Origin of the sequence: Planococcus chinensis, from assembly GCF_042681545.1 — a bacterium.
GTDB classification, from domain to species: domain Bacteria; phylum Bacillota; class Bacilli; order Bacillales_A; family Planococcaceae; genus Planococcus; species Planococcus chinensis.
The window spans coordinates 1,013,212-1,037,474 of the sequence record NZ_JBHUFW010000004.1; the positions used below are offsets into that span (position 1 = coordinate 1,013,212).

At 47.0% G+C, this 24,263-nt stretch carries 27 protein-coding genes, 1 pseudogene and 2 riboswitches; of the genes and pseudogenes, 21 read left to right on the plus strand and 7 right to left on the minus strand.

Annotated elements, in window-relative coordinates; translation table 11 throughout:
• Positions 1 to 16: 16 nt before the first annotated feature.
• Positions 17 to 122, minus strand: a riboswitch (TPP riboswitch).
• A gap of 215 nt (positions 123 to 337) precedes the next feature.
• From ACFSDB_RS07365 to ACFSDB_RS07425, 13 genes are all read left to right on the plus strand, one after another.
• On the plus strand, positions 338 to 1,807 hold the full coding sequence (locus ACFSDB_RS07365) for a glycoside hydrolase family 32 protein (RefSeq protein ID WP_204892199.1): 1,470 nt from the start codon (positions 338 to 340) through the stop codon (positions 1,805 to 1,807).
• A gap of 557 nt (positions 1,808 to 2,364) precedes the next feature.
• Positions 2,365 to 3,399: a tol-pal system YbgF family protein gene (locus tag ACFSDB_RS07370; protein WP_204892198.1), complete on the plus strand. Its 1,035-nt coding sequence runs from the start codon at positions 2,365 to 2,367 to the stop codon at positions 3,397 to 3,399.
• An 87-nt stretch (positions 3,400 to 3,486) separates the two neighbouring features.
• Positions 3,487 to 3,595: riboswitch (SAM riboswitch) on the plus strand.
• Between the two features lie 72 nt (positions 3,596 to 3,667).
• Positions 3,668 to 4,681 carry a methionine ABC transporter ATP-binding protein gene (locus tag ACFSDB_RS07375; protein ID WP_204892197.1) on the plus strand — a complete coding sequence of 338 codons (1,014 nt, stop codon included), beginning with the start codon at positions 3,668 to 3,670 and terminating at the stop codon, positions 4,679 to 4,681.
• Positions 4,671 to 5,342 carry a methionine ABC transporter permease gene (locus ACFSDB_RS07380; protein ID WP_204892196.1) on the plus strand — a complete coding sequence of 224 codons (672 nt, stop codon included), beginning with the start codon at positions 4,671 to 4,673 and terminating at the stop codon, positions 5,340 to 5,342. Before ACFSDB_RS07375 ends, ACFSDB_RS07380 begins: the two co-directional genes overlap by 11 nt.
• A 19-nt stretch (positions 5,343 to 5,361) precedes the next feature.
• Positions 5,362 to 6,180, plus strand: coding sequence for a MetQ/NlpA family ABC transporter substrate-binding protein (locus ACFSDB_RS07385; RefSeq protein ID WP_204892195.1), 819 nt, complete (start codon positions 5,362 to 5,364; stop codon positions 6,178 to 6,180).
• Between the two features lie 15 nt (positions 6,181 to 6,195).
• Complete coding sequence (locus ACFSDB_RS07390; protein WP_204892194.1) at positions 6,196 to 7,278, plus strand: iron-containing alcohol dehydrogenase family protein; 1,083 nt, start codon at positions 6,196 to 6,198, stop codon at positions 7,276 to 7,278.
• 257 nt (positions 7,279 to 7,535) lie between these two features.
• A complete protein-coding gene (locus tag ACFSDB_RS07395; RefSeq protein ID WP_204892193.1) occupies positions 7,536 to 7,790 on the plus strand; it encodes a hypothetical protein in 255 nt (84 codons plus the stop codon).
• Between the two features lie 162 nt (positions 7,791 to 7,952).
• Positions 7,953 to 8,264: a hypothetical protein gene (locus tag ACFSDB_RS07400; RefSeq protein ID WP_204892192.1), complete on the plus strand. Its 312-nt coding sequence runs from the start codon at positions 7,953 to 7,955 to the stop codon at positions 8,262 to 8,264.
• Positions 8,265 to 8,412: 148 nt separating this feature from the next.
• Positions 8,413 to 8,910 (plus strand): DinB family protein, encoded by a 498-nt coding sequence (locus ACFSDB_RS07405; RefSeq protein WP_204892191.1) that lies wholly within the window; start codon positions 8,413 to 8,415, stop codon positions 8,908 to 8,910.
• A 39-nt stretch (positions 8,911 to 8,949) separates the two neighbouring features.
• Positions 8,950 to 9,237, plus strand: a complete 288-nt coding sequence (locus ACFSDB_RS07410; RefSeq protein ID WP_204892190.1) for a hypothetical protein — start codon at positions 8,950 to 8,952, stop codon at positions 9,235 to 9,237.
• Between the two features lie 347 nt (positions 9,238 to 9,584).
• Complete coding sequence (locus tag ACFSDB_RS07415; protein ID WP_204892189.1) at positions 9,585 to 10,445, plus strand: efflux RND transporter periplasmic adaptor subunit; 861 nt, start codon at positions 9,585 to 9,587, stop codon at positions 10,443 to 10,445.
• A 7-nt stretch (positions 10,446 to 10,452) separates the two neighbouring features.
• The gene (locus tag ACFSDB_RS07420; RefSeq protein ID WP_204892188.1) at positions 10,453 to 11,142 is read left to right on the plus strand and encodes an ABC transporter ATP-binding protein; all 690 of its coding nucleotides are present in this window, start codon (positions 10,453 to 10,455) and stop codon (positions 11,140 to 11,142) included.
• Complete coding sequence (locus tag ACFSDB_RS07425; RefSeq protein WP_204892187.1) at positions 11,136 to 12,308, plus strand: ABC transporter permease; 1,173 nt, start codon at positions 11,136 to 11,138, stop codon at positions 12,306 to 12,308. Before ACFSDB_RS07420 ends, ACFSDB_RS07425 begins: the two co-directional genes overlap by 7 nt.
• Positions 12,309 to 12,412: 104 nt before the next feature.
• Here ACFSDB_RS07425 and ACFSDB_RS07430 read toward each other — a convergent pair whose 3' ends face one another.
• From ACFSDB_RS07430 to ACFSDB_RS07440, 3 genes are read right to left on the minus strand one after another with little or no spacing between them, the layout of a single operon-like run.
• A complete protein-coding gene (locus ACFSDB_RS07430; protein ID WP_204892186.1) occupies positions 12,413 to 13,039 on the minus strand; it encodes an FMN-binding negative transcriptional regulator in 627 nt (208 codons plus the stop codon).
• A 10-nt stretch (positions 13,040 to 13,049) separates the two neighbouring features.
• Positions 13,050 to 13,571 carry a spermidine/spermine N(1)-acetyltransferase gene (gene paiA / locus ACFSDB_RS07435; RefSeq protein WP_204892185.1) on the minus strand — a complete coding sequence of 174 codons (522 nt, stop codon included), beginning with the start codon at positions 13,569 to 13,571 and terminating at the stop codon, positions 13,050 to 13,052.
• Positions 13,572 to 13,595: 24 nt separating this feature from the next.
• Positions 13,596 to 14,048: a MarR family winged helix-turn-helix transcriptional regulator gene (locus ACFSDB_RS07440; RefSeq protein ID WP_204892184.1), complete on the minus strand. Its 453-nt coding sequence runs from the start codon at positions 14,046 to 14,048 to the stop codon at positions 13,596 to 13,598.
• 300 nt (positions 14,049 to 14,348) lie between these two features.
• On the opposite strand from ACFSDB_RS07440, the gene ACFSDB_RS07445 reads away from it, so the two are divergent.
• The 3 genes from ACFSDB_RS07445 to ACFSDB_RS07455 all read left to right on the plus strand — a co-directional run bounded on the left by ACFSDB_RS07445 (position 14,349) and on the right by ACFSDB_RS07455 (position 15,819).
• A complete protein-coding gene (locus ACFSDB_RS07445) occupies positions 14,349 to 14,633 on the plus strand; it encodes a CPCC family cysteine-rich protein (protein ID WP_204892183.1) in 285 nt (94 codons plus the stop codon).
• Positions 14,634 to 14,832: 199 nt separating this feature from the next.
• Positions 14,833 to 15,285: a hypothetical protein gene (locus ACFSDB_RS07450; RefSeq protein ID WP_204892182.1), complete on the plus strand. Its 453-nt coding sequence runs from the start codon at positions 14,833 to 14,835 to the stop codon at positions 15,283 to 15,285.
• Between the two features lie 228 nt (positions 15,286 to 15,513).
• Positions 15,514 to 15,819, plus strand: a complete 306-nt coding sequence (locus ACFSDB_RS07455; protein ID WP_204892181.1) for a hypothetical protein — start codon at positions 15,514 to 15,516, stop codon at positions 15,817 to 15,819.
• Between the two features lie 3 nt (positions 15,820 to 15,822).
• Here ACFSDB_RS07455 and ACFSDB_RS07460 read toward each other — a convergent pair.
• Both ACFSDB_RS07460 and ACFSDB_RS07465 read right to left on the minus strand, forming a co-directional pair.
• Positions 15,823 to 17,029, minus strand: a pseudogene (locus ACFSDB_RS07460) (MFS transporter).
• Positions 17,030 to 17,146: 117 nt separating this feature from the next.
• A complete protein-coding gene (locus tag ACFSDB_RS07465) occupies positions 17,147 to 17,797 on the minus strand; it encodes an ArsR/SmtB family transcription factor (RefSeq protein ID WP_204892180.1) in 651 nt (216 codons plus the stop codon).
• A 194-nt stretch (positions 17,798 to 17,991) separates the two neighbouring features.
• Here ACFSDB_RS07465 and ACFSDB_RS07470 point away from each other — a divergent pair, with 194 nt between their 5' ends.
• The 3 genes from ACFSDB_RS07470 to ACFSDB_RS07480 all read left to right on the plus strand — a co-directional run bounded on the left by ACFSDB_RS07470 (position 17,992) and on the right by ACFSDB_RS07480 (position 20,709).
• The gene (locus tag ACFSDB_RS07470; protein WP_204892179.1) at positions 17,992 to 19,272 is read left to right on the plus strand and encodes an MFS transporter; all 1,281 of its coding nucleotides are present in this window, start codon (positions 17,992 to 17,994) and stop codon (positions 19,270 to 19,272) included.
• A 731-nt stretch (positions 19,273 to 20,003) separates the two neighbouring features.
• Complete coding sequence (locus ACFSDB_RS07475) at positions 20,004 to 20,279, plus strand: ArsR/SmtB family transcription factor (RefSeq protein ID WP_204892458.1); 276 nt, start codon at positions 20,004 to 20,006, stop codon at positions 20,277 to 20,279.
• A 43-nt stretch (positions 20,280 to 20,322) separates the two neighbouring features.
• Positions 20,323 to 20,709, plus strand: a complete 387-nt coding sequence (locus tag ACFSDB_RS07480; protein WP_204892178.1) for a VOC family protein — start codon at positions 20,323 to 20,325, stop codon at positions 20,707 to 20,709.
• A gap of 76 nt (positions 20,710 to 20,785) precedes the next feature.
• Here ACFSDB_RS07480 and ytvA read toward each other — a convergent pair whose 3' ends face one another.
• Entirely contained in the window at positions 20,786 to 21,574 is a 789-nt protein-coding gene (gene ytvA, locus ACFSDB_RS07485; protein WP_204892177.1) for a YtvA family blue-light photoreceptor, read from the minus strand.
• Positions 21,575 to 21,911: 337 nt separating this feature from the next.
• Complete coding sequence (locus tag ACFSDB_RS07490) at positions 21,912 to 22,553, minus strand: YkuS family protein (RefSeq protein ID WP_204892176.1); 642 nt, start codon at positions 22,551 to 22,553, stop codon at positions 21,912 to 21,914.
• A 303-nt stretch (positions 22,554 to 22,856) separates the two neighbouring features.
• On the opposite strand from ACFSDB_RS07490, the gene ACFSDB_RS07495 reads away from it, so the two are divergent.
• Both ACFSDB_RS07495 and ACFSDB_RS07500 read left to right on the plus strand, forming a co-directional pair.
• On the plus strand, positions 22,857 to 23,402 hold the full coding sequence (locus tag ACFSDB_RS07495; RefSeq protein WP_204892175.1) for a dihydrofolate reductase family protein: 546 nt from the start codon (positions 22,857 to 22,859) through the stop codon (positions 23,400 to 23,402).
• A 48-nt stretch (positions 23,403 to 23,450) separates the two neighbouring features.
• Positions 23,451 to 24,224: an SDR family oxidoreductase gene (locus ACFSDB_RS07500; protein WP_204892174.1), complete on the plus strand. Its 774-nt coding sequence runs from the start codon at positions 23,451 to 23,453 to the stop codon at positions 24,222 to 24,224.
• The last annotated feature ends 39 nt before the right edge of the window (positions 24,225 to 24,263 follow it).

Consider the following 24,263-nt stretch of genomic DNA (forward strand, 5'->3'; position numbering starts at 1 on the left):
CAAAAAAGGAGTTTTCCAGAAATGTGCCGCACTTCCTCACGCAGGTCCTAACCTGATCGAGTTATAAGGGATCGAAGCTTGCGCTTGCATCTCAGCTAAAATAAGCACCCCTAGTGCAGAAAACGGTATGCAGTTTTTTGTGTCCGGGGTTTGCCCCGATGGCTCTAGTTTAGCGGAAGGGCTGGGGGATGTAAAGGGGGACAACACATAACTTGGGAGCAAGTGAGTGCTTGACTGGCACGTGGACAACCGGGGAAGCCGAATCAAGACCAATTAGTTGGAATTTTTAATTAATAGGCGTTATGCTTGTTAATAATGATGAAAATAGGAGATTATCATGGTCCAATTCAACTGGTTTGAAAGAATAGCACAGACGATCGAAGCGTATCAAAAAAACAACAACAGCGATCCGCATCGGCTTCAATTCCACTTGATGCCGGCGGTCGGTTTGTTGAACGATCCAAATGGGTTGATCCAATACAAAGGCATGTATCATGTGTTTTTTCAATGGAATCCGTTTGGTACGGCGCACGGCTCTAAATGTTGGGGCCATTCGACCTCCCAGGATCTTGTTTATTGGCAAGAACACAAGCCGGCGCTTGTCCCAAGTGAATGGTATGAAAAGGACGGCTGTTTTTCTGGGAGTGCGGTTGAAGTTGATGGGAAGATGATCTTGTTTTACACGGGGCATGTGGAACGCGGAAATGGCAAATTTGAGACTTATCAATGCATGGCCGTTTCCAGCAATGGATTTGATTTTGAAAAGAAAGGGCCTGTTGTATTGCTGCCGGAAGGATACACGGCTCATTTCCGGGATCCGAAAGTTTGGAAAAGGGATGGCACTTGGTACATGGTTGTAGGGGCGCAAACATTTTATGAAGAAGGGGCCGTTGTGCTTTTTGCTTCGACAGATTTACAGCAATGGGATCTTAAAGGGATTTTAGCTGGAAACCGCTTCAATGGATTGATGGACTTCGGCTATATGTGGGAGTGTCCGGATTTTTTTGAGCTCGGTGGAAAAGACATCCTCATCGTTTCCCCTCAAGGGTTGAAAGCGAAAAATTCCTTTTACCATAATGCGCATCAGTCTGGCTATTTTGTCGGCAGATGGAACGTTGGAACAACTGAGTTCCCGCATGGTGAATTTACAGAGTTGGATCGGGGTTTTGATTTTTATGCCCCGCAGACGTTTCAGGATAAGCAAGGAAGGCGGATCATGCTTGGCTGGATGGGCATCACAGGGGAACAGGAATCCCACCTGCCCACAATCGAAAAAGGATGGGTCCATGCTTTGACGATGCCGCGTGAATTAGAGCTGAGAAAAGACAGGATCATTCAGAAGCCAGTGCCGGAACTGAAACAGTTGCGGGAAGCACAAGGGCTTTCATTCCATTCAAGCTTAAAGAATGAAACAAAGACGTGGCCAGAACTTTCGGGGAATGTAGAGGAACTGAAGATCCATTTCCTGCAGAACCTGGCCGGGCATATAAAAATTGAAATCCGCAAAAATATAATCATTTCTTACGATCAACAGACCAAGCGGTTGACGTTGGTGCGCAAACGATTTCTAGACGGCATGGTAGAAAACCGAAGCTGTTTTTTGGAAACACTTGAGGAATTGCATATATTCCTGGATACGAGTGCCATTGAAGTTTTTGTCAATGGAGGGGAGGAAGTGTTCACGGCCCGTTTTTTTGCGCTCGCAACGGATCTTGATGTTTTCTTTACGGCCGACGGGCATGTGGAGTTATTGCTTGAAAAGTGGAATCTGCGAAATCCTAAGCATTTCATGAATCATTCTGTTTAAAACTGACGCCTTCGTTTTCCGTTAAAGAAATGTATCTGGCAAAACAAAGCATTGGATTCTACAAACCAATTCATCTAAACATTTTGTTCTTCATTTTTAATTACACAAAATGTACGGCAAGGAGAAGCGGAAGTCGGATGAAATGATTTTTTCATTGCTGCAGACTAGCGGTTATATATATTCTTTAAATCAAATCGCATAATTAAATGTCCTAAAGCATAGAAACCGGCAGTTTATGGCATTGTGTCCAAACCTCTGCCGGTTTTATAGATTTTATTTGAACAAGCACGCATGCCTTGTTTTGCCAGTAGAACGGTCCTTAGACAATTCAATGAAGGTCGACAAGAAACTGAAATTCAAAAAATAAATTCCTTTTACAAAAAATTAATAAAACGCATATTGTGTATCGAATTAAGGATTGGTATCATGAAAATGATATAACTTTGTTAGAAATGTAAAATATATCTTAATAATAGTATTTGTACCGCAATTATATTATCCCACCATAACATTTAGCAAAGTTATACAGCGGTCTTTTTTTATTTAGGGGGAAGAACATGCGATATCATGACATAAGTTTGGATGAACTAGAAGAATTGGAGCAGGAGATTCACTTTCAAGCTGAAAATACCCAAGGGGATTTGGATTATTCCAAGATTGAACTTTATGATGCAATGCACAACCATCTTAAGCTATTAGCGGCGGAAGATGCGGATTATGCCCATTACTATACATACATCCAGCAGAAACTGATCAATTATCTGCTGTGCTACTGCGGCCAGGCGGCATCCAACGATGCCAATAAGCGCTATGCAGCCGAACAGGCTATGAAAAAAGTGCTGCAATACGACCCGGTGAATCCGCTAGCGGCATACCGCCTGGGCGGGCTGTTCCACCAGCAGCATATGCACGCCGAAGCTCTTTGCCAGCTGCAGCAAGCGCTGGATAACCAATCCCGTTACCCGGAGAACGCCTATCAACTGAATGCCGATCAGGTCAAGCGTGCATTGCAGCACATGTCGAGCAGCTCGTTGCATATCGGCAGCCGGGCGTTTGCGGCAAGTTCCGTTTCTTCAACTGCACTTGATAGCGCAGACTTTTCGGAAATGTTCACAGAACTCTGCCGCTGCACGGATGAACTCCGGAATTCCGCTTACCGTATCCTTTCGGCGGATGAACATGTTCAATGCGGGCATGCGCAGGTTGTTGCAGCTATTGAAAAGGATCCGAAAGACACCATTATCCTTTTTTTCAACACGGACGGCCCGGAATTGATCTATAATGGCATCCGCGAAAAATTGCCAGCTGCCCATGCGTTCCTGCTCAAGCATTTATTGCTGCATAGCTGTGCGGAAAAACCAATGAAGCCACTTGATGCCAAAGCGTATTTTTTGGATACGCATGTGATGACAGGCGTGACGGGTCCGACATTCACCAAAGCCGTTGAGGGAATGATGCAGGCATTGCGGGAAATTGAAATTCCATCAGCGATTTGCCGGGCCGATGCCGGAAATCAGCCGGCCTATTATTTCAACGGGACATCGGCGTATATGGTCATTGGCAGAGTGGACGAGGAATTGAATTTCGGTTGAATAAAAAATAAAAATTTTAAAAAAGCTTTGACAGCGGGCTGAATGTTCTTTACTATTGGGTACAAGCTAAAAACAATTACATATGGAACATTATCAAGAGAGACCGAGGGACAGGCCCTATGACGTCCAGCAACCTCCAGAGCGATCTGGGAAGGTGCTAATTCCTGCAGAATGAATCTATTCTGAGAGATAAGCCTAATCCAATTCGGTGCCTCTTTCTTAATGGAAGAGGCGTTTTTTATTGGCCTAAAAAGGAGGGAGCACCGCCATGATCAGCATCACGAATCTTTCGAAAGAGTACCAGACGAAAAAAGGCACCGTCACGGGTGTGGACAATGTCTCCCTAACGGTGGAGGCAGGCGAAGTATTCGGTATTGTCGGCTACTCGGGAGCGGGGAAGAGCTCTTTGCTCCGCTGCATGAACCTGCTCGAGCGCCCAACAAGCGGCGAAATCAAAATCGACGGCGTGGACCTTACCCAATTGAAAGGCGAAGGACTGCGGCAGTCGCGTTTGAAAATCGGCATGATCTTCCAGCATTTCTATTTGATCAGCCAGAAGACGGTCACTGAAAACATCGCTTTTGCCTTGAAGGCGGCAAAACTGCCGAAAGCGCAAGCGGCCGAACGGGTTGATGAACTGCTTGAGATGGTGGGCCTATCCGACAAGAAGGATGTCTACCCTTCGCAGCTAAGCGGCGGGCAAAAGCAGCGCGTCGGCATTGCCCGGGCACTTGCCAACAATCCTTCAGTGCTCCTATGCGACGAAGCGACATCGGCGCTTGATCCGAATACGACATTGTCCATCCTGCGGCTGTTGAAGAAAATCAACCGGGAATTGAACATCACGATCGTTCTGATTACGCACGAGATGAATGTTGTCAAAGAAATCTGCGACCGGATGGCTGTGATGCAAGGCGGAAGGGTGATTGAAGAAGGTGAAGTTTACGACCTGTTTTCCTCGCCCCAGACGGCATTGACGAAGGAATTCATCTCATCGGTCGTGTCTTTTGATGTACCGGCCCCGATACTAGCGGCCTGCACCGGGAGCGTCATCAAAGTACAGTTCAAAGGCGCAGTCGCCGGCGAAGGCGTCATTACGGACACAGTTCAGCATTTCGATGTCAAAGGCAACTTTCTTCATGGATCCATCGAATATATCCAGGAAAAACCGCTTGGCCTGTTCCTGATGGAAATCCAGGGCAGACCGGAAAATATCAGCCGGGCCATCACTTATATGGAAGGCCGGGGCGCAACTGTGGAGGTGATTGGAAATGGGCTTTGATTTTCAGCATATGATGGAATTATGGCCGGACATTTCAAAAGCGTTCGGCGAAACTTTGTATATGATCGGCATCTCCTTGGCAATCGCCATCATCATCGGCTTGCCGCTCGGCATCGTTCTTTTTGTTACCGACCGCGGCCTGTTTCTCGAGAACCGGTTCGTCAAATCGGTCTTGGGGTTCATTGTCAATATGGTGCGTTCCATCCCATTCATCATCCTGCTGGTCGCGCTGATTCCGCTGACAAAGCTGCTGGTAGACTCTACAATCGGCCCTGCTGCAGCCAGCGTCTCGCTATCGGTTGCCGCAATTCCATTTTTTGCCCGCATCGTCGAGACCTCTTTGCGGGAAATCGATAAAGGCGTCATCGAAGCGGCTGTCGCGGTCGGCGCCACGCCGTGGATGATCATCAAGGATGTGCTGCTGCCGGAAGCGAAGACAGGCCTTGTCCAGGGCGTCACCATTACGATCATCTCGCTGGTCGCTTATTCAGCCATGGCAGGCGTCGTCGGAGGAGGCGGCATCGGCGATTTGGCAATCCGCTTCGGCTATTACCGCTACGACAACACGATCATGATCGTCACGGTCGTCATTTTGATTGTTCTCGTCCAAATCCTTCAGCAACTCGGGGATTGGACGTCAAAAGCAATAGACAAACGATAGAAAAGGGAGAGAAACTTATATGAAAAAGATTGCCTTACTAGCTGCACTATTCGTACTGCTCACACTGCTTGCTGCTTGCAGCGGGGAAGAATCCAGCGCCGATTCCAAATCCATCAAACTGGGCGGCACTGCCGGGCCATACAGCGATATGCTAAACGAAGCGTTCAAACCGGCGCTTGAAGAAAAAGGCTATAAAGTGGAAATCGTTGAATTCAGCGATTACATCCAGCCGAACAATGCTTTGGATAACGGCGACCTCGATGCCAACTTGTTCCAGCATTCCGTTTATCTTGAAAACTTCTCAAAGGAAAACGGCATGGACTTGACGGGGCTGATTACGGTGCCAACTGCACCGATGGGCATCTACTCGAATGTGTTCGGTTCGCTTGAAGACATCAAAGACGGGGCGACCATTGCGATCCCGAATGATCCGGTGAATGCAGCCCGTACGTTCCTGGTCTTGCAAGACAACGGCTTGATCACACTGGATCCGGCAGCTGAAGAACTGACCGTATCCGAGAAGGACATCCAGACGAATACGAAAAACCTGGTGTTCCAGCCAATCGAAGCGGGCGGCTTGCCGCGGGCAGTGGAAAGCTCCGATTTGTCAGCGGTTCCGGGCAACTTTGCACTTGCCGCTGATATGGATCTGCTGGATGCACTTGTGCTTGAAGATATGCCTGACCGCTACCGCAACCTGGTGGCAGTGAAAACCGAAAACAAAGACACCGAGCTCGCCAAAGATTTAGTGGAAATTGTGGAATCATCGGAATTCGAAGCGTTGATCGATTCGGATTTCAAAGGCTTCGGCAAACCGGAATGGATGGCAACGCGCTAAGGGAGGAGATCTTTTGTGGAAGACATCATTGTAAAAGGCGCACCGGCTGAATATGTCTGTCGAGCACGCGTCCTTGATAGCTTGGAAGAGAAACTGCTCGCAAGAAACATCAATAAGGCGTTGATTTTGACCGGGACTAAATCATGGGAAGCGCTCCGTCCGTTTTTCCCAGCGCTGGAAAAAGTCGAAACCGCTTTTGAACTGTATCAGGGGGAATGCTCTCTGGCAGAAATTGCGCGGGTCAGCGATATCGTGAGAGCTTTAGGAGCGGAGGCCATTATCGGAGCAGGTGGCGGAAAAGTGCTCGATATTGCGAAAGCTGTCGCTCACGAAACCGGAACCGCTTTGGTCCTCGTTCCGACACTCGCTTCGAACTGCGCTCCATGGACGCCGCTCAGCGTCATCTATACGGAAGAAGGGACGATGACGCATTATACGGTCTTCCCGGAAAGCGTCGACCTGCTGTTAGTGGAACCGAAGGTATTGCTCGGTGCACCGGTTCCGCTGCTGGTTGCGGGCATCGGCGACACTATCGCAAAATGGTACGAAGCCGATGTGCAAATCATCCGGTTCAAGAATCCGCAAATTGCCTTGAAAATTGCCCATTACACCGCAAAGCTTTGCGCCGATGAAATGTTCGAATATGCAGAAGCAGCCATTGGAGATGCAAAAAAGGGCCGTCTGTCAGAGGCATTCGTCAGAGTGGCGGAAACCATCATAATGGTCGGCGGCATGGTCGGCGGTTTTGGCGACAAATTCGGCCGTACAGCTGGCGCGCACTCCATCCACAATGGCATGACCATCGCGCCGGAATCCCATACAGCGCTCCATGGCGACAAAGTGGCATACGGCACATTAGTGCAATTGCTGCTTGAAGGCAAAGGGGCTGAAGCGGAAAAACTGAAAGAGTTTTATAAAAAAGTCGGATTGCCGGCCTCATTAAAAGAACTCGGGATTCCCGGAAAATGGATTGAGGAGATTGCGAATCATGCTACGCGTGACGAAGAAACAATCCATGTGCTGCGCACTGAACCGATTGAAGCTGCTGAAGTCGCCGCAGTCATGCAGGGGATCGAAGATAGCTTGATCGCCCGATAAAAAGGGATATTAGGCTGCATTCGACAACGAATAGAGCCATAGAAAGAACGCCCGCAAAAGTGCCGGACACTTTTCGCGGGCGTTCTTTCTATGATAAAGGAACAATTTCAGGAACCAGGCGTCAGCTTTAGCACATAAGGCTGTGATCCAAGGAGGTGGATTTATTTCTTTTTAGGAAGTCCATTGATTGACTGTGGTATGGTGAATTTATGAATTCGGGTTGACCCGCATCGATTCAACCGGAAAGGGTGTAACCGTTGCGAAAATATTTAGGGTTCGTTTCTATTTTGATCCTATTAGTTACTTTCCTGATCCTGCAGTCGCTTGTCGGAAAGTACATTGGGCAATGGTGGATTTTCTTGATAGTTGCCGGGTATTTATCGGCCGCCATTGTTTCTTTCATGAGTTCCAGCGGGTTTTGGAAAAAAGCGTCAACGCTTGTCCTGATTCTGCTGCCGGTGGCGTATTTGCTATATCTGGGGATTTTTATGCTTGGCCTGCACGGTTTATAAGCAGTTTTTTCAAACGGCAAACGGGAATACCGGAAGGGAAATTTGGCTTTCAACGGAAATATGTGAGATGGTAATGCTAGCTTCATAAGGTAAATCATTATTGCTGCAATAAAAGGTTATTTACTGCTTCCTATCGAAATTTTGTAATAGGAGGTGGAGGCAATGGAAAAAGAGGCATATTATTTTTTGCAGTTAAGCACATCCGGCCAGCGGGAATCGTGGAAGTTCAATCAGAAAGAGGATGCCCTGCATGCATACCGGGCGATTGTAGAAGAGTTCGGCCATTATGAGCACGAAAACAAAAGCGGCAAAAAGCGGGACGAAGACCGAGTGCACTTGAAAGTGGCCCGCGCCCGTGAAGAAAAAGCGCAAGGCGAAACCGATACTTTCGCTCCGGAAGCGTGGTTCAAGGCAGACGCCTATCCGCGGATTTTGGATTGGGCCAACAGGCATATCGGAGAAGAAGAGCAATAGCAAACGTTCAACGGGCGGCAGCTTCGTGGAAAAATCCATCCGGCTGATTGTCTTTTCCACTTTTAAAATCACTTGTTATTAATCTTTGAATGAGGCAATTCAAAACTTCACTAAAGGTTTCTTAAGCCTGCAGCAAAGGAGTTTCCATATGACAGAAACCAAACTGCTTGTGCAGTTCCAGAAAGATCTTTGCCGTTATTCAGATGAACAGCTGAAATTCATTTCTTCACCAGGGGTCTGGTCTGTCGGGCAAATGTATGACCATCTGATTGTTGTCGCCCACGAATACCTGGATAACCTGGAAACTTGCTCCCGGTCAGCTGAAGATCAGCCGCTCGGAAAAACGGAATATGGCGAGAGATTATTCAAAAACGGTGGTTTTCCGCCTGTTAAAATCAGATTGCCGGATGAACTGAATGCGCCTCCGGACAATTCGGGCAGCAGGACAGACTTGAACGAGCGGATGGAAGAATTGATTCGGCGGATGGCCCGTTGGGAAACGGAGCTCGATGCCATCGATCCGCACACCAAAGCACGGCATGGCGGATTCGGCTGGCTGAATGCGGAGGAATGGCTGAAGTTGGTGGAAATGCATTTCCGCCATCACTTGCGGCAAAAAAACGAGCTGGATAGCTATATCTTTTGACATAAAAATATCTTTACAGTAAAGAAAGCGAGAGATTGGATGAAATTTTGGCAATGGATTGAACTGGATAACGAAATACAGCACGGTAAAACAGCAGACGGGCTGAGCTACTGGAAAAAAGATATCCATGGATGGAACGATAACAAGACCTTGTTGGATGCAACTTCATTGGTTAGTGTGACCACGGTTGAAACTGATGGAACAGAAGACATTGAATTTAACATTAATTATAGCCGTCCTGAATTGCATGGAGATTTAATGATTGGAAAACTTGTCGACCAGGCTAAAAAGGATTTGGCTGAGGCTGTCCGTTTAAGCTGTTTGTGACTAAAGACGATGCATGAAAAACACATAACGTTATCACTTTACCGCTAAAGCAGCCGAACAGGCTGCTTTTTTATTTCTACTTAATAAAAGCTTATGGCCACCTTAAAAGAGCAAAGCATAGGCCAAAAGATTTCAAAACCGATCCGTATCTCCTGTTTAAAAAAACCTGCATAAAAAGACTGAATAATTAGATTTTATGTGATATCATAAGGCTATTATTTATTAAAAAGATCATTTTTTTATCAATTAAAATAAAAGTGAATAACCTATATTAAACCGGGCAAATCCGGATATGAAGCTTCTGCATTTTGGAAAAGCTGTACCGCCAAAAAATGGGGGCGAAAGATATGGGAATTATGAACAGGCGCAAAAAGAAGAAATGGTTAATATGGGGAATCTCTGTCATTCTGGCGGGAGCGGTTGCGGGAGCGTTTATTTTTATGCCGAAAGGGACGGTGGCTTTCCAATCAGAGCTTGCGGAAACAAGAGATATTATGACGTTCCATAACTTTCCAGGCATTATTGACGCAAAAAACAGGGAAACGGTCTTAAGCGATAAACCCATGCAAATCTGTGACATAAACGTGAACGTTGGAGACCAAGTCCGAAAAGGCGACGTTCTAATGGTCACGGCTTTCGGTGAAGAAATTAAAGCGTCTATAAACGGCGAAGTTGCCCAACTCGGGGTCAAAGAAAATATGCCCATGGCAGCCGGCACCGAAATGGTAAAGTTGGTAGATTATGAAAACCTTGAAACCAACGTCAAAGTCGATGAAATGAGCATTCAATTTCTGGAAACCGGCCAGAAGATAAAAGTGACGATCAATGCATTCGCCAAAGAACTAAGCGGAACCATTGCTGCTATTTCCAACGAAGCGGTCAATGAAAACGGCGTTGCTTATTTTTCCGTCGCGGTTGATCTTGAGGAAGATGAAGACTTGCGCATCGGCATGAGCACAGAAGTCAAAATCATCAAAGAAGAAGCCAAAGCCGCGACTGTGCTGCCGATGGACGTGATTTTCTTTGATAATGCCAACAAGCCATATGTGCTGCAGCCGTCCAAGGACGGGGAACCGGTGAAAAAAGGCATTTCGACGGGCATTAATGACGGGATGGTGGTGGAAGTCAAAAGCGGTGTTAGAGCCGGAGAAAGCGTCATGCATGAGCCGAACGAGGAAGGGCTGTTGGAACAGCTTTTCTGGAGGTGAGGAGACCATGAAAGAGGAAATTTTAAAAATGACCGGCATTTGCAAATCCTACTTTCTTGGTGGAGAAGAGCAACCGATTTTGAGCGAGGTTGATTTGACGGTATACAAAGGGGACTTTGTAGCAATACTTGGGCCATCGGGCTCCGGAAAATCCACCTTGATGAACTTGATCGGCTGCCTGGATACGCCGACCCGCGGCGAATACATTTTATCCCGCCAAAACGTGAAGGAGTTGGGTGAAAAAGAGCTGGCCACTATCCGGAATACGGAAATCGGCTTTGTGTTCCAGCAATTTCATTTGCTGCCGCGGCTGAGTGCAAAGGACAATGTGGAATTGCCGCTCGTGTATGCAGGCATCCATGGGAAAGAACGGAAACAACTGGCAGAAGACATCCTGGCTAGGGTCGGCCTTGAAGGGAAAATGGAGCACCGGCCGAATCAGCTTTCGGGCGGCCAACAGCAGCGTGTGGCAATAGCACGTGCGATGGTGACCCAGCCGACAATTCTGCTTGCAGACGAACCGACTGGCGCGCTCGATCAAAAGACGGGACAGCAAATCATGGATCTTTTTCATCAGATAAACGAAGAAGGAAAGTCGATCATCATGATTACGCATGACCCTGAAACAGCAAAAAGCGCTAAGCGGATCTTCCGCCTTCTCGACGGCGTGCTGCGGGAGGAGATGGCCAGATGCTGATTGAAAATCTGCGAATGAGCTGGAAGAATGTCGTCCACAACAAAATCCGTTCGGCATTGACAATCCTGGGCATTGTTATCGGCGTAGGTTCCATCATTGCGTTGATTACAATAGTCAAGGGGGTTACCGTTGACATGACCAACGATTTCGCCTCTTTTAAAGCGGACCGGATTGTCGTGACAGCCATCGGGACGCCTTCCAAAATGGGTCTGGTGCATCAGGATATAGAAAGCATTGAAGAAATCAGGAACGTGGACAGCGTATCCCCGACTGTATCAGGTTTCACTTCGATAGCGGCCAATGGCACCGTCAAAAAAGAAGTCGGTGTGAACGGAAAAAATGATGTCTACTTTTCTAAAAACCAAGACCTGATCCAAACGGGAAGAGGGATTAATCCTTTAGATATCCAAAGTGAAAATAAAGTCACTTTGATCGGGTCGTCGATTGCCAGGGAATTGTTCTATGGACAAGACCCGATTGGGAAAGACCTGTTAATCGGCGGCATGAATTTCATAGTCATCGGCACACTTCAACAATCGCACGCTTTCTCGTCCAGTTCGATCAATGAGGCGGTAATCATTCCTTATACGACATCCATGCAGTTGCTCGGAACCAATTATATAATGGCAGCCGACGTTTATATGGTAGATTCTGCGCAATCGGAAAAAACGACACTCGCCATCGAAACAGTGCTTCGTGAAGCATTCAAGAACCAGGAGGAAGGGTTTTTACTGAGGAATACGCAAGAGATGCTGTCGACCATCAATGGGATGATCACCACGCTGTCTTTGCTGATCGCGGGCATCGCTTCTATTTCACTTGTAGTCGGCGGAATTGGCATTATGAATATGATGCTTGTGTCCGTGACAGAACGGACTGCAGAAATCGGTCTCCGTAAAGCGCTTGGAGCACAGCCGAAGCGAATCCAGCAGCAATTCCTCCTTGAAGCGGCTTTTTTATCGCTGATCGGCGGATTTATCGGTGTTGTATGCGGCGTCCTTGCCGCATTTGCCATCTGTGCATTTATGGGCACCAGCTTCTTGCTTTCCCCTTCCACTGTTCTATTGGCACTCGGATTCTCAATGACAATCGGAATCGTCTTTGGTTACGCCCCTGCAAGGAAAGCCTCGAGGCTTAGCCCGATCGAAGCTTTGAGAAGCATTTAAGAGTTCCAGGAAATTGGGTTTCCAATGGAAGCGGGACACAATTGCTAAGGGAATAAAAAAGGGATGCAGAAAAATTTTTTTCTGCATCCCGCCATTCTTCGCATTCAGTCTGTATCACTGCGTACCTTTGATGCCATCACATCAGCCATTCTTTCCGAATCCGGATTTTCTTCGTTGTGCAATTGCTCGATGATGTTTACATAATCTTTGTCGTTTCGATTCTGGCTTAGTTTATAGGCAGCCTGGATTTCCTGGATCTCTATCTGAAATCCGACAATCCCTTTGAGTTCCTTTTCCAGCATGGAAGAAGACAATTTATCCCAGAGCACGGGTTCTTCCCGATGCTTTTCGTATTTTTCCAGCAGCATGGACAAATCCTGCTTTAATTCTTCGCCGCTTAATAGGCGGGCTGGACCATAAAGATGGACGGCTTGGTAATTCCATGTCGGGACATTTTCCTGCTCATACCACGAAGATGAAATGTAGGCATGGGGGCCTTGGAAAGTTGCCAAAACAGTTTCAGCTTCTTCGAAAGTCCGCCATTGCGGATTGCCGTAAGCCATGTGCCCGGTTACATAATAGGCATCCTCTTTCTTCACCAATTGCAACGGCAGATGCGTGGCGATCGGTTTGCCTTTCCGAGTCGTGATGAGCGTTCCAAATGAATTATGCTGGATGAAATCCCGGATTTCTTCGATGTCGCTGACCTTGAAGTGTTTTGGAATGTACATGCTGCGCCTCCTAGGGGGTTATTGTTTTGACCATAATCAAATCAACTTGTTCGTCGTCGCCCATATAGAAGGAGTGTGATCCTTGTTGGACAAAGCCTTTTTTATCATAAAACGCTATGGCGTTCTCATTATTTTCCCAAACGCCAAGCCAGATTTTTGTTTTCATTCCGCGTGCCGCGATGTCGAATGCTTCTTCCATTAGCCGTTTGCCTAAGCCGTGTTTATGGTATTTATTCTTCACATATATGCGTTCGATTTCAAGCGCTTCTTTGCCCATCGGTTCGGTTTGGGCATCGCCGGTATTGATCTTCAGGTAGCCAGCGGTTTCCTCGTTATAGCAAACAAAATAGAACTCGGAGGAGGGGTTTGCCAGTTCACTCGCCAATTGGCCGGAGTTGTATGCCTTCTCCAGATAGGCGTTTAGGTGTTCGGGCGCATTATGTTCCTCGAAAGTCTCTGTAAATGTCACCTTACTGATTTTTTGCAGTTCACTAAGATCTTCTATTGTACATTTCTTTACCGTAATTGCCATTCGGAAAACCGCTCCTTTTCTTGGTTAATAAATTCGCTTGTTGCCTTTCTTGACCCATTCCCAATCCTTTTCCACGTTCTTCCGGATCCGTTGCAAAAGGTCGAAAGCCAGTTCGGCTTCAGCAGCTGAGAATCCTTCGAGCGCCACAAGGTTGGAATGGTCGTTTTCCCTTTTGATAAAAGGGTAGGCGGCTTTTCCTTTCGCTGTCGGGAAGATCCGTTTGATCTTTTTATTGTGCGGATCTTCTTTTTTTTCAACAAATCCATTGCTTTGGAGTTTTTGGATGGAGCGGGTGGCCGTAGAACGGTCAACTTTGATCAAGTCGATCAATTGTTCCTGGATAATGCCAGGATTTTCGCAGATCCGCACCAAATACAGATACTGCCCCCGGGTCAGGTCGATTTCCTGGAACTCGATATTGCTGATGGAATCCAGGGCCCGGGCAATCATCCCGATTTCGCGCAAAATCTCTGTCATAAGGAGCTCCTTTGTAATTTACTTGATGAGCATTTTTTTAGCTTCAATATAAATATAAAACAATTATGTTGCAATTGCAACAAAAAATCAATGAGTCAATTTTAGTTGTATCAAATTTTATTGAATTTCATTTTAGATGATTTTTCTTAAAAGTTCATTTTAAACTGTAAATATAAAGGATAAGATGTACAAAGAGATGCACCATATTTTTCTTGCCGATAAGGCACCTTAGTATGAGTAAATCAGAAGCTTCATCCATAAAGTTGATTAAAATTAGATGAATTCTAAAGGAGGGATAGTATGAAAAGAGAAAAATGCCCATGTTGTGGAATTCCAACTTTGCAAAATAGAGGGCAGGATGAAATTTGCAGACTTTGCGATTGGGAAGACGGTAACCAGGATGAGTCTTTTTCAACGGAGATTTTAGGGGGACCGAATGGGGATTACTCTTTGCAAGAAGCAAGAAGCAATTTTAAAAAGAATTTACAGATGTATCATGGCACAAGCAAACATGCATCGATTGCTACAAATGAAGCGAAAGAAAGATTAATACTAGCATATGATAGATTAGAAAAAAACAACTAGGAAAGTGAAGATTGGAGTGAAATTCTTAAGCTTGAAAAAAAATTGGAGAGGTCCCATTCGATTAAGGAAATGGTTAATCAAGCCGTTAATCTTGTTGGAACAGGACACAAGATTTAATTCGGTCGTTCTAGGCCGAATGAGTTCATTCTCCTTAAATGGTGTGTAGTGCTTGATATTTAATGAGATGGGAAGTGCCAGAATGGAAGCGGAACTGCGAGCGTTGGTAGATGGATATGTAAAAGGAGCAATAAAAAGAGAATATCTAATCGGTAATGTAGACCCGAAATTTATTCGCAAACCTTATCATGAGGATTCCATATTCTATAATCTGTTGGAGATAATATTTGATGACCCCGAGGATAACGATTTGAAAATCACTAGATCGGCCATCTTTAAAGTTTTAACAAATTATATCAACAATACGATCAGCATAGAAGAAGTGGAATTATGGTTTTGGGATGTCCTGAATCTCAATATTTCTGGAGACAATGCGGAGGGAGAACTCATTGCTTTTCTGCTTTATTTATTCGACAATCTGGAAATCAATCGCTTAACAGACAGGGAAATCTTGGATATAACCGTCGTATTAGAAAATGAACCGCATCCAGGAGAGGCATTAGAAAAAATAAAAAAGCACCTAAAAATCAGTTAACTCCCCCACAATAACAACTCGGATCTATAAATACGTTCAGAGGAATTACAGCAATTGCTGGTGTTCAGTTGTTTGCCATTCCGCAAGTGTTCGTTTTTATTAATTAGCTCTAATTTTGCATTCGAATAATAGGAGGATCATAAAATACATAGTTAGTTTTGAAGTTGCTCCAATTAAGGTTCTTATGCTGCTCATAAATAAATTCCTAAATAAGGAGGAGGTTAACAAATGGCTTTAGATGCTTATTTATATGACCGGAATAACAAGGAAATTTCCCGTTTTTCATGGGATGAAAAAATGCACTCTTCGATGTTTGAAGAGATTGATAAAGTGTATATCCAGTTAAAGTACCTAAGAAAACTCGAGGATTATTATAGTGATAGCACGTGGAAAGGAAAAGACATCCAAAGCTTGGCAGATGAATTCGTCCGGTACAAGCCATATATGGCCGAAGACTATCATACTGCCATTGATTCCATTGCAACTAAACTTTCAGCCCCTTCTATCTATAAAGTCACATTTGTGGCTGACTAGCTCTTAAGAGCGCGGCAATGTTTCATTTAAACGCATCGCTGCAAGAATTCCAGTGCTCAACGGCAGGAAAGCCACCACTCCGATTGCCCAGTTGACATTCAGCATATCTGTCAGCAGCCCCGAAAGCAAAGCCGCTATCTCTCCAGAAACGATAGACTCCCATAGAAGAAGCTCTCCAAGCAGGCTCAGCTATATCACTGACGGCAGCTTGCAGCGTCGGATAGACCATGGCTGTCCCTAATCCTAAAAGGATTGCGCCCAAAACCCACCAGCCATAACTCCCGACAACCAGGATCATCCAAAGTGATAGGGCTTGAAGCCACATGCCGCCGACAATCAGCCATTTCCGGCCGATGCTGTCGCTGAGCATGCCGGTGAAAAGTTGGAAAAGCCCCCATGAAGCAGGGTAGAGGGCGACCAGCATCCCGATTTGCGAGACGGTCAAGCCGGCGCCAGCAAAAAACAGCGGAAACAGACCCCAAGCCATCCCGTCTTTAAGATTGGTGCTAAGCCCCGAGAACGTCAGGATGGATAGGTTCCGGTTTTTGAAAGTCGTATCTTTGAAAACGTCGATTGCAGAGACGGCTTTGGTTTTATTCGCCGAGCTTGCCTGCATTTTCATATGGGACGCTGTGTCTTTAATGCTAAGTGATAATAGGAATCCGATGATGACAATAACTATGCCTATATAGAAGGGCTCCGGCCGGTTCGAATAGGCCGAAGCGGCAAAACCGGACAGGGCTGCCATTACGGCGACGCCGGTGTAACCGGCAAACTCGTTAAAGCCGACGGCAAATCCGCGCTGTGCCGGTTTGGAAAGGTCAATTTTCATGTTGACGGTCATGGACCAGGCGAGCCCTTGGTTGATGCCCAAAAAGACGTTTGCTGCGACAATCATCCACCAGAAACTGGCGAAAATGACCAGCAACGGAACAAACAGCCCGATTGCCCAGCCGATCAGCAGGACTTTTTTTCTGCCTAACCGGTCGGCAATGGCTCCCGCGAAATAGTTCACCACAGCTTTTGAGAAGCCGAAACTGATGATGAACGACAACGCGGCACTGGTGGAAGCCAAGCCGAAATCTTCCTCGCCGATGATCGGGAGGAGCGTCCGCTCCAAACCGACCATGGAACCGACGAAGAAATTGGCGATGACCAGCAAGATGAAGTTGAGGATGTTTTCCTTGATGCCAATTTGGATGGCTTTCATTGCATTCACCTTCGAAAAGGAAACGGAAAAGGTCTCGTATCCTTTGGATTTTCATTTATATGCAGCTAAGGGAACGGATAGCATGACCCGTACTTTTTAGTCCAGTCCAGCAGATGGTTAATGGACGCACGATTCATTCCACTCGTGGATGCCTTCTTCTATGCGGAACGCTTCATAGCCTAATGAATTCAATGTCTCGACCGCTTGTGTGGCAAACAGGCAGTACGGCCCGCGGCAATAAGCGATGATTTTCTTATCGCGCGGAAGGGAAGCGAGATGGTCTTCCAAGCTCTTAAGCGGCATGGACGATGCGCCCGGAATATGCTGCGCTTCATACTCTTCCTGCGGCCGGACGTCGATCAGAATGGCGTCTCCGTTCTTGAGGTCCTGCAGCATTTCTTCAAGGTGGACCACTCTCACATTGTCATCCCGCTCAATATAGTCTTTGCGCTGCTGGCCGATATCTGAAAAACGGGTTTCCGCCAGCTGGCGGATTGCGTGGAGAGCTTCCACCACTTCGGCATCCGCCAACGAATAAAAGACGAAGTTTTTATCTTTACTGAATTTCACCAATTTCGCTTCGAGCAGAGATTGAAGATGCTGGGACGTATTGGCGACAGACATGCCCGTTTCTTTTGATAAACCTTCCACCGTTTTCGGTCCCTGGGACAAATAGTCAAGGATCTCAAACCGGCGTGGGCTGGAAAGGGCTTTAGTGATCCGGGCAAATTGTCCGTAGACGAAATCTTTGAATTCGCGTGGTTCCATGATATTCTCCCCTATCTATTAAAGTAATCAATTGAATAGTTGAATTTTATAATGTAAAATGAAATTTGTAAAGTTATTCATTGCGCATTACATAAAACTAAAGTTTCGTTGGCACAACGGAGTCAAGCGAACTGGAAAAAGCGTTTTTGAGAAATAGGTATGGAAGCGATTCCACAGAGAGGAAAGAATATACCATGAGAATTAGTGATGAAACGGTGCGCAGTTATCTGAACGATCCGGAGAAATTGAAAAAGCTCTATCGCAAGGTGCTGCTGGTTATCAGTTTCTCCCAGATATTCGGCGGAGCCGGCCTGGCAGCCGGAATCACAGTAGGGGCGCTTCTGGCTGAAGAAATGCTTGGAACCAATGCATTCGCTGGACTGCCTGTCGCTCTTTTCACGTTAGGTTCAGCAGGAGCAGCTTTCCTGGTTGGAAGGCTTTCCCAACGGCTCGGCCGGCGTTCCGGATTGACTGCCGGCTTTTTGGTCGGCGGTTTCGGCGGACTGGGTGTCGTACTTGCTGCGATACTCAACAGCATTCCGCTTTTGTTCATCGCTTTGACTGTCTACGGTGCCGGAACGGCGACCAACCTGCAAGCCCGCTACGCCGGAACGGACTTGGCCGGCAAGAACCAGCGGGCCAAAGCTGTCAGCATCACGATGGTGGCGACTACAATCGGAGCGTTTGCCGGTCCGAATATGGTGGGAGTCATGGGTGAGTTGGCTTCAGCCATCGGCATTCCGGTGCTGTCCGGTCCTTTCCTGTTATCGGGTTCTGCCTTTCTTATGGCAGGCGCAGTCGTTTTTCTTTTGCTCCGGCCTGATCCGTTCCTGATCGCAAAAGCACTTGAAGCCTACCGGAAAGAACACGATGAAGCATCCGTAGCCGATTCGCAACTCCACAATCCAAAAGGCATCGCGGCAGGGGCAACCCTGATGGTACTGACACAAATGATCATGATTGCGATCATGACAATGACGCCGGTGCATATGCGGCAACATGGCCATGATTTGGCCGATATCGGACTCGTTATCGGCATCCATATTGGAGCGATGTACCTTCCGTCCCTGTTTACCGGAATACTCGTCGACCGGTTCGGCTCGAATAGTATGGCGGCAGTGTCCGGAGCGACGTTGGTCCTGGCAAGCGCAATCGCTGCGTTTGCGCCGGGGGATTCGCTGTTCTTCCTGATTGTGGCATTGGCATTGCTCGGAATCGGCTGGAACATCGGTTTGATCAGCGGCACCACAAAAGTGGTTGACTCCACTGATCCATTGAAACGGGCGAAAACCCAGGGGACCGTGGATGTATTTATTGCCCTTTCGGGTGCGACCGGCGGGGTCTTGTCAGGAATGGTGGTGGCAGGCTCCAGCTACACGACGCTTTCGCTCCTTGGCGGTTTGCTGTCCTTGATCTTGATCCCGTTGATGCTGCTGGCTCGCAGAAGCGACCAGGCAGGCGCGGTGAAGTTCTAACCGTCAGTCCTGAGAGGCAGTCTTAGGCAGCACGCTTGCACAGCTAATAGGAAAAGAAAATCAGATCAAAAGTTTGAAACGCCTTGATAAGGCGTTTCAGACTGTAGACAAAGTCTGATTTGAATAAATAGGGATTTATAAGCCCGACCGGGCTGGCCACTTCGCTTTACGTGGGCTCGGCTTCAGCCGCTTCCCTCGCTACGCTCAGTCCAGGGTCTTCAGCTCGAGCTGGTTCCAAAGGAGTCTCGTGGCCAGCAAGGTCGGGAGCGTCACCTGTATCTAATAGATAAGATAAGATAAGATAAGAACGCTGATCCTGCTTTAATCTACCAGGAACAAGCCGCAGGCTTCAGGATCCGCAACGGAAGGCGGCGACTCCAGCGGGATAGCGAAGTGCCGAAATCCACTCGGACGCTAGTCCGAGTTAGTTCGGCGCGAGCTCGCGGAAAGCGTCCGCCTGGAGTGGAGGATCCAACACAGCTTTCGTTAGTTTTATTCATCTACTTGAAAAATTATTCTTTTGTCTACAAGCTCAAACTCCTTAATAAGGCGTTTTTTTTATATCCTGAAAGCTGGACTGAATGAAAAATTGAAATCCGAAAAGGCAGCTGGGATTGGTTCGGAAAACGGTTTATTGAAGACGGAACGAGCAAACGGTAAAAGAGGTTTCAGTGTAGGTGGAAGGAGTTGCGAATTTGACATGCAACCTATTGGTTGCTTATAATGAAGTTATGAAAAATGATGATGCAGTATTCAAAGCGCTCAGCGACCCGACTCGGCGGCTGATATTGGATGAACTTACGGAACGCAACGGATTGACATTGTATGAATTGACGGTGCGCCTCATCACTAAGCATGCATTGTCTATTTCAAGGCAGGCGATTGCCAAACACCTTGCTGTGTTGGATGAAGCCGGCTTGGTGAAATCAGAACGGAAAGGGAAGTACCGCGTATTGATGTTCACTGGCGAACCGCTCAAAGATTTGCTGAAGAGATGGTTAGAGTAGCCCTTGATAAATCAGTTTTAAAAATAGGAAGGGGAGAATTTGAATGAAAATCATCGTTACAAGCTTATTCGTTGAAGATCAGGACAAGGCATTGCAGTTTTACACTGAAAAATTGGGATTTGCTAAAAAACATGATGTGCCGATGGGGGAATTCAGATGGATCACGGTGGTTTCTCCCGAGCAGAAAGGGGGAACCGAACTTGTGCTGGAACCGAACAACCATCCGGCTGCCAAGGAATACCAGGAAAAGATATTTGCCGAAGGAATTCCGGCTACGATGTTCGGCGTGGATAACATTGAGACGGAGTATGAACGCCTCAAAGAACTCGGAGTACAGTTTACAATTGAACCGACGGAGATGGGGGAAGTTACCATTGCGGTCTTCGATGACACATGCGGCAACTTTATCCAGTTGGCCCAGCAAAAATAGTGGACATTTTTATTAATAAAAGGAGAAAACCCCGAATGCGCCGCAGCGCATTCGGGGTTTTCTGTTAAAGGCCATGTCAGACTTTGAGAGGAGCAGTTTCGATGAATTGGATAGCGAGTTGGACGGTTGAAAATGTAACAAGGGAACCGTTCAAATCCTGCAATCCTGCAATTTCGATTGCGGCTTTCGGCGTAAGGCCGGTGACATACAGATTGCAGCCCATCAGCCGCATCACATCCTGGATCATCTTCAATTTGATGACCAAGGGATGGTCTTCCCAGATGACGCCGGAAATATCGATGATGACATGCTGTGTCGCATTTTTTTGGACAAATTCACTCAGTTTGCTGATTAAGATCGTAAAACGCTCATCGTTCATCTTGCCGATCAACGAAACGGCCGCCAGTCCGTCCCGGATCGGCAGTATCGGCAGCAGCAGCCGGTTGATTTCTTCCTCCTGCTCTGAGAGAAGGACCCGCTGTTGCTCTTCGGTCGAAACATTGGTCTGGGTACCGATAAAATAGGGCCGGCCTTCAATCGTCACGGGTTCAATGTTCAGCCGGTTCCAAAACGGAGTCCCGTCTTTCCGGTAATTCAGGAGCGTGACTGTGGTTTTTTCATTGGTCGCGATCGCTTCCTTAAGCTGGCGGATGGCTGCTGGATTGGTTTCCTCGCCTTGCAAAAAACGGCAATTCAATCCGATAACATCTTCGCGGGCATAACCGGTTAAGGTTTCGAAGGTTTGATTGGTGTAGATGATTGGGTTGTCATTTTGTTGGGGATCGGTCACTACGGTCGCTACGCGGCTCCCGTTTAACATCGCTTCAAGAATGGCAAGCCGGCTTTCAATGCTTAAATGGTTCATGTAATATACTCCAGTCTTTGTGTGTTTTTAATAGCAGTTCATTGTCCAGATACAGCTTTCTGAAACTAGTAGAGTTTGAATCCATTCTCTTTAGCTGGCGCTGTTCAACGCAGTCCTAATATTCATTAATAATAGCCTATACTGATTCGTTAGGCATTCAATATCCATTTTAGCAGTGTTGGACAAAGCTGCCAAACGTTCTTCCGAAGCGGAGTGTTTCTTCACTGCCAGGAAAAAGTGCTTCCGGGCTAGCAAAAAAATTGATGTATTCGGAAGCAGAAAACCGTGCAGTCAGCTTACCAGAGAGGGGCTGCCTGCACGGTTCTTTCATAATTAATTAGAATTTAGGTTTATTCGGCGACTGAGGTGTAACGTATGGTTCTTTTGGGATTACGGAAATTTGTTCTGTTTCGGCATTTTGGACGGTGGTTGTGCTTTGGCCATCCTTTGGGCTTGAAACTTTTTCTTTCACTTGATTAGTAGCATCCGTTGCTTTTTCTTTTGCCTGGCTTGCCAAGGCTGCAGCTTTTTCTTTGACTTGGTCCAGCTTTCCGCTCTTCTCACTGCTTGAGCCTGAATCACTGCTCGCTAATTTTTCCTTGACGGTAATCTGCATTTCTTTGCCGCTCTTTGGAGCCATGAGGAGGGCCGCTGCCGAACCGATTACCGCCCCGCTGATAAAGCCTGTGAAAAATCCGCTTCCGGATCTGCTCTTTTCTGCATCCGCCCGCCCTTGGATTTTGCCAGCGCGCATCAGGCGCTCTTCAACCTCATCTACGATTTCGTTGATTGTCCGCCCGCTCACTTCAATGATCGAACCGTTAAAACGAAGATCATCATAGCTTTCCAAATTCCGTACGACCAGGATATCGTACGTTAAGCCTTTCTCACGCTGGTCAATCATGTCCGCCTGGTAGCCACTTTTGCGCAAGGCTTGCTGAATGTCAGTAAACGGTTGTTCCACTGCAATTTTCGACATAAAATCATCCCTTCTTTTGAGAATGTAATTGTTACTGTGTTTTCCCGTTTGGCCCACTCGTTCAAACCTTTTACAGCCTCAGCCGACAAATACTTTCTGCTCGCAAAGTGCGGTTCTTCTTTCGGGTATTCTAGAAAAATACCTAGCCAAAGAAGCCTTTGAATCGTATATTAAGGAAAAGAAGGCTGAAGTTATTAGTAGGGACTAACTTCTTATGCGAAGATCCACATTAAGCCTAATATCATCCCAAGAAACATATGCCAAACGGACTTCGAAGTCTAATCTTTTAAAGGAGAGATGGAAATGGGGAAAGTTTATTTCGGCATGATCCAGTCGCTTGACGGTTTCATTGCCGATTCCAACAGGGATTTGAAGAAACTGTATGCCAGCTATACACCCCACGTAGGAATTCCAGCAGCAATGGAAAACACAGGCGCCGTGGTCATGGGACGCCATACATTCGATATGGCAGAAAATGCCGACGCTTATGCGGACCACTATGAGTACCAGGTGCCGTTGTTCATTTTGACCCATCGTCCGCCGGCTAAGCACCCTAAAGAGAACGAGCGGCTTACCATCACGTTTGTAGAAGACGGCATTGAAAGCGCCATCAGCCAAGCAACAGAAGCCGCAAACGGCAAAGATGTCCTGGTGCTAGGAGCGAGCACGGGCCAGCAGCTGCTTGCAGCGGAATTGGCGGATGAACTGCAAATCGCGATCGCTCCGATTCTTCTGGGCAAAGGAATCCGTCTGTTTGATGGCCTTGAAGAGCATGAAATCCACCTGGAAAAGTTGAAGACATTCGAAACTGCGCAGCAAGTAGAAGTTTGGTACAAAATCATAAAATAATGGAATGCTGCATCCGAAAGGATAGCAAGCAGAAGAAGGGGTGATGGATTGACACAGCTTGAAGGGAAAATAGCTTTAGTGACCGGTGCCAGCAGACTTGATGGAATAGGAGCTGCAGTTTGCCGGGAGTTTGCCATGAACGGTTGCCATGTCTTTTTCACTTATTGGGGGCCCTATGACGAGAGGATGCCATGGGGTTCGGACGCGTCTGAACCTGATCGGCTAAAAGAAGAACTTCTGCAATATGGGGTGAAGGCGGCCGGTGTGGAGATGGACTTGACCCGTTTTGATGGGCTGGATGGATTGCTGGAGCAGGTAACACAGGAAATCGGACCTCCGGACATTTTGGTGAACAACGCTGCTTATTCCACGAACAACGATTATATGAACCTGACAGCAGAAGATCTGGACCGGCATTTCAAAGTGAATGTCGGTGCAACCGCGTTGCTCAGCAGTCAGTTTGCCAAGCGCTTCAAGAAGAAAACTGGAGGCCGCATCATCAACCTAACGTCAGGCCAGTCCCAGGGACCGATGCCTGGTGAATTGGCCTATGCCACCACAAAAGGGGCGGTAGATGCGCTGACTGTCACATTGGCGGCAGAAATTGCCCCGCTTGGCATTACGGTGAATGCCGTCAACCCGGGGCCGACTGACACCGGATGGATGACGCCGGAGATCTCGCAAAGTTTGCAGCCGATGTTTCCATTTGGCAGGATAGGCAAGCCAAGTGATGCCGCAAAGGTCATCAAGTTTTTGGCCAGCGACGAGGCTGGCTGGATTACAGGGCAGGTCATCCATTCTGAAGGCGGCTTTATGAGATGATTTAAAAATGAAAAGACATGACCAATAGCAATTCAGATC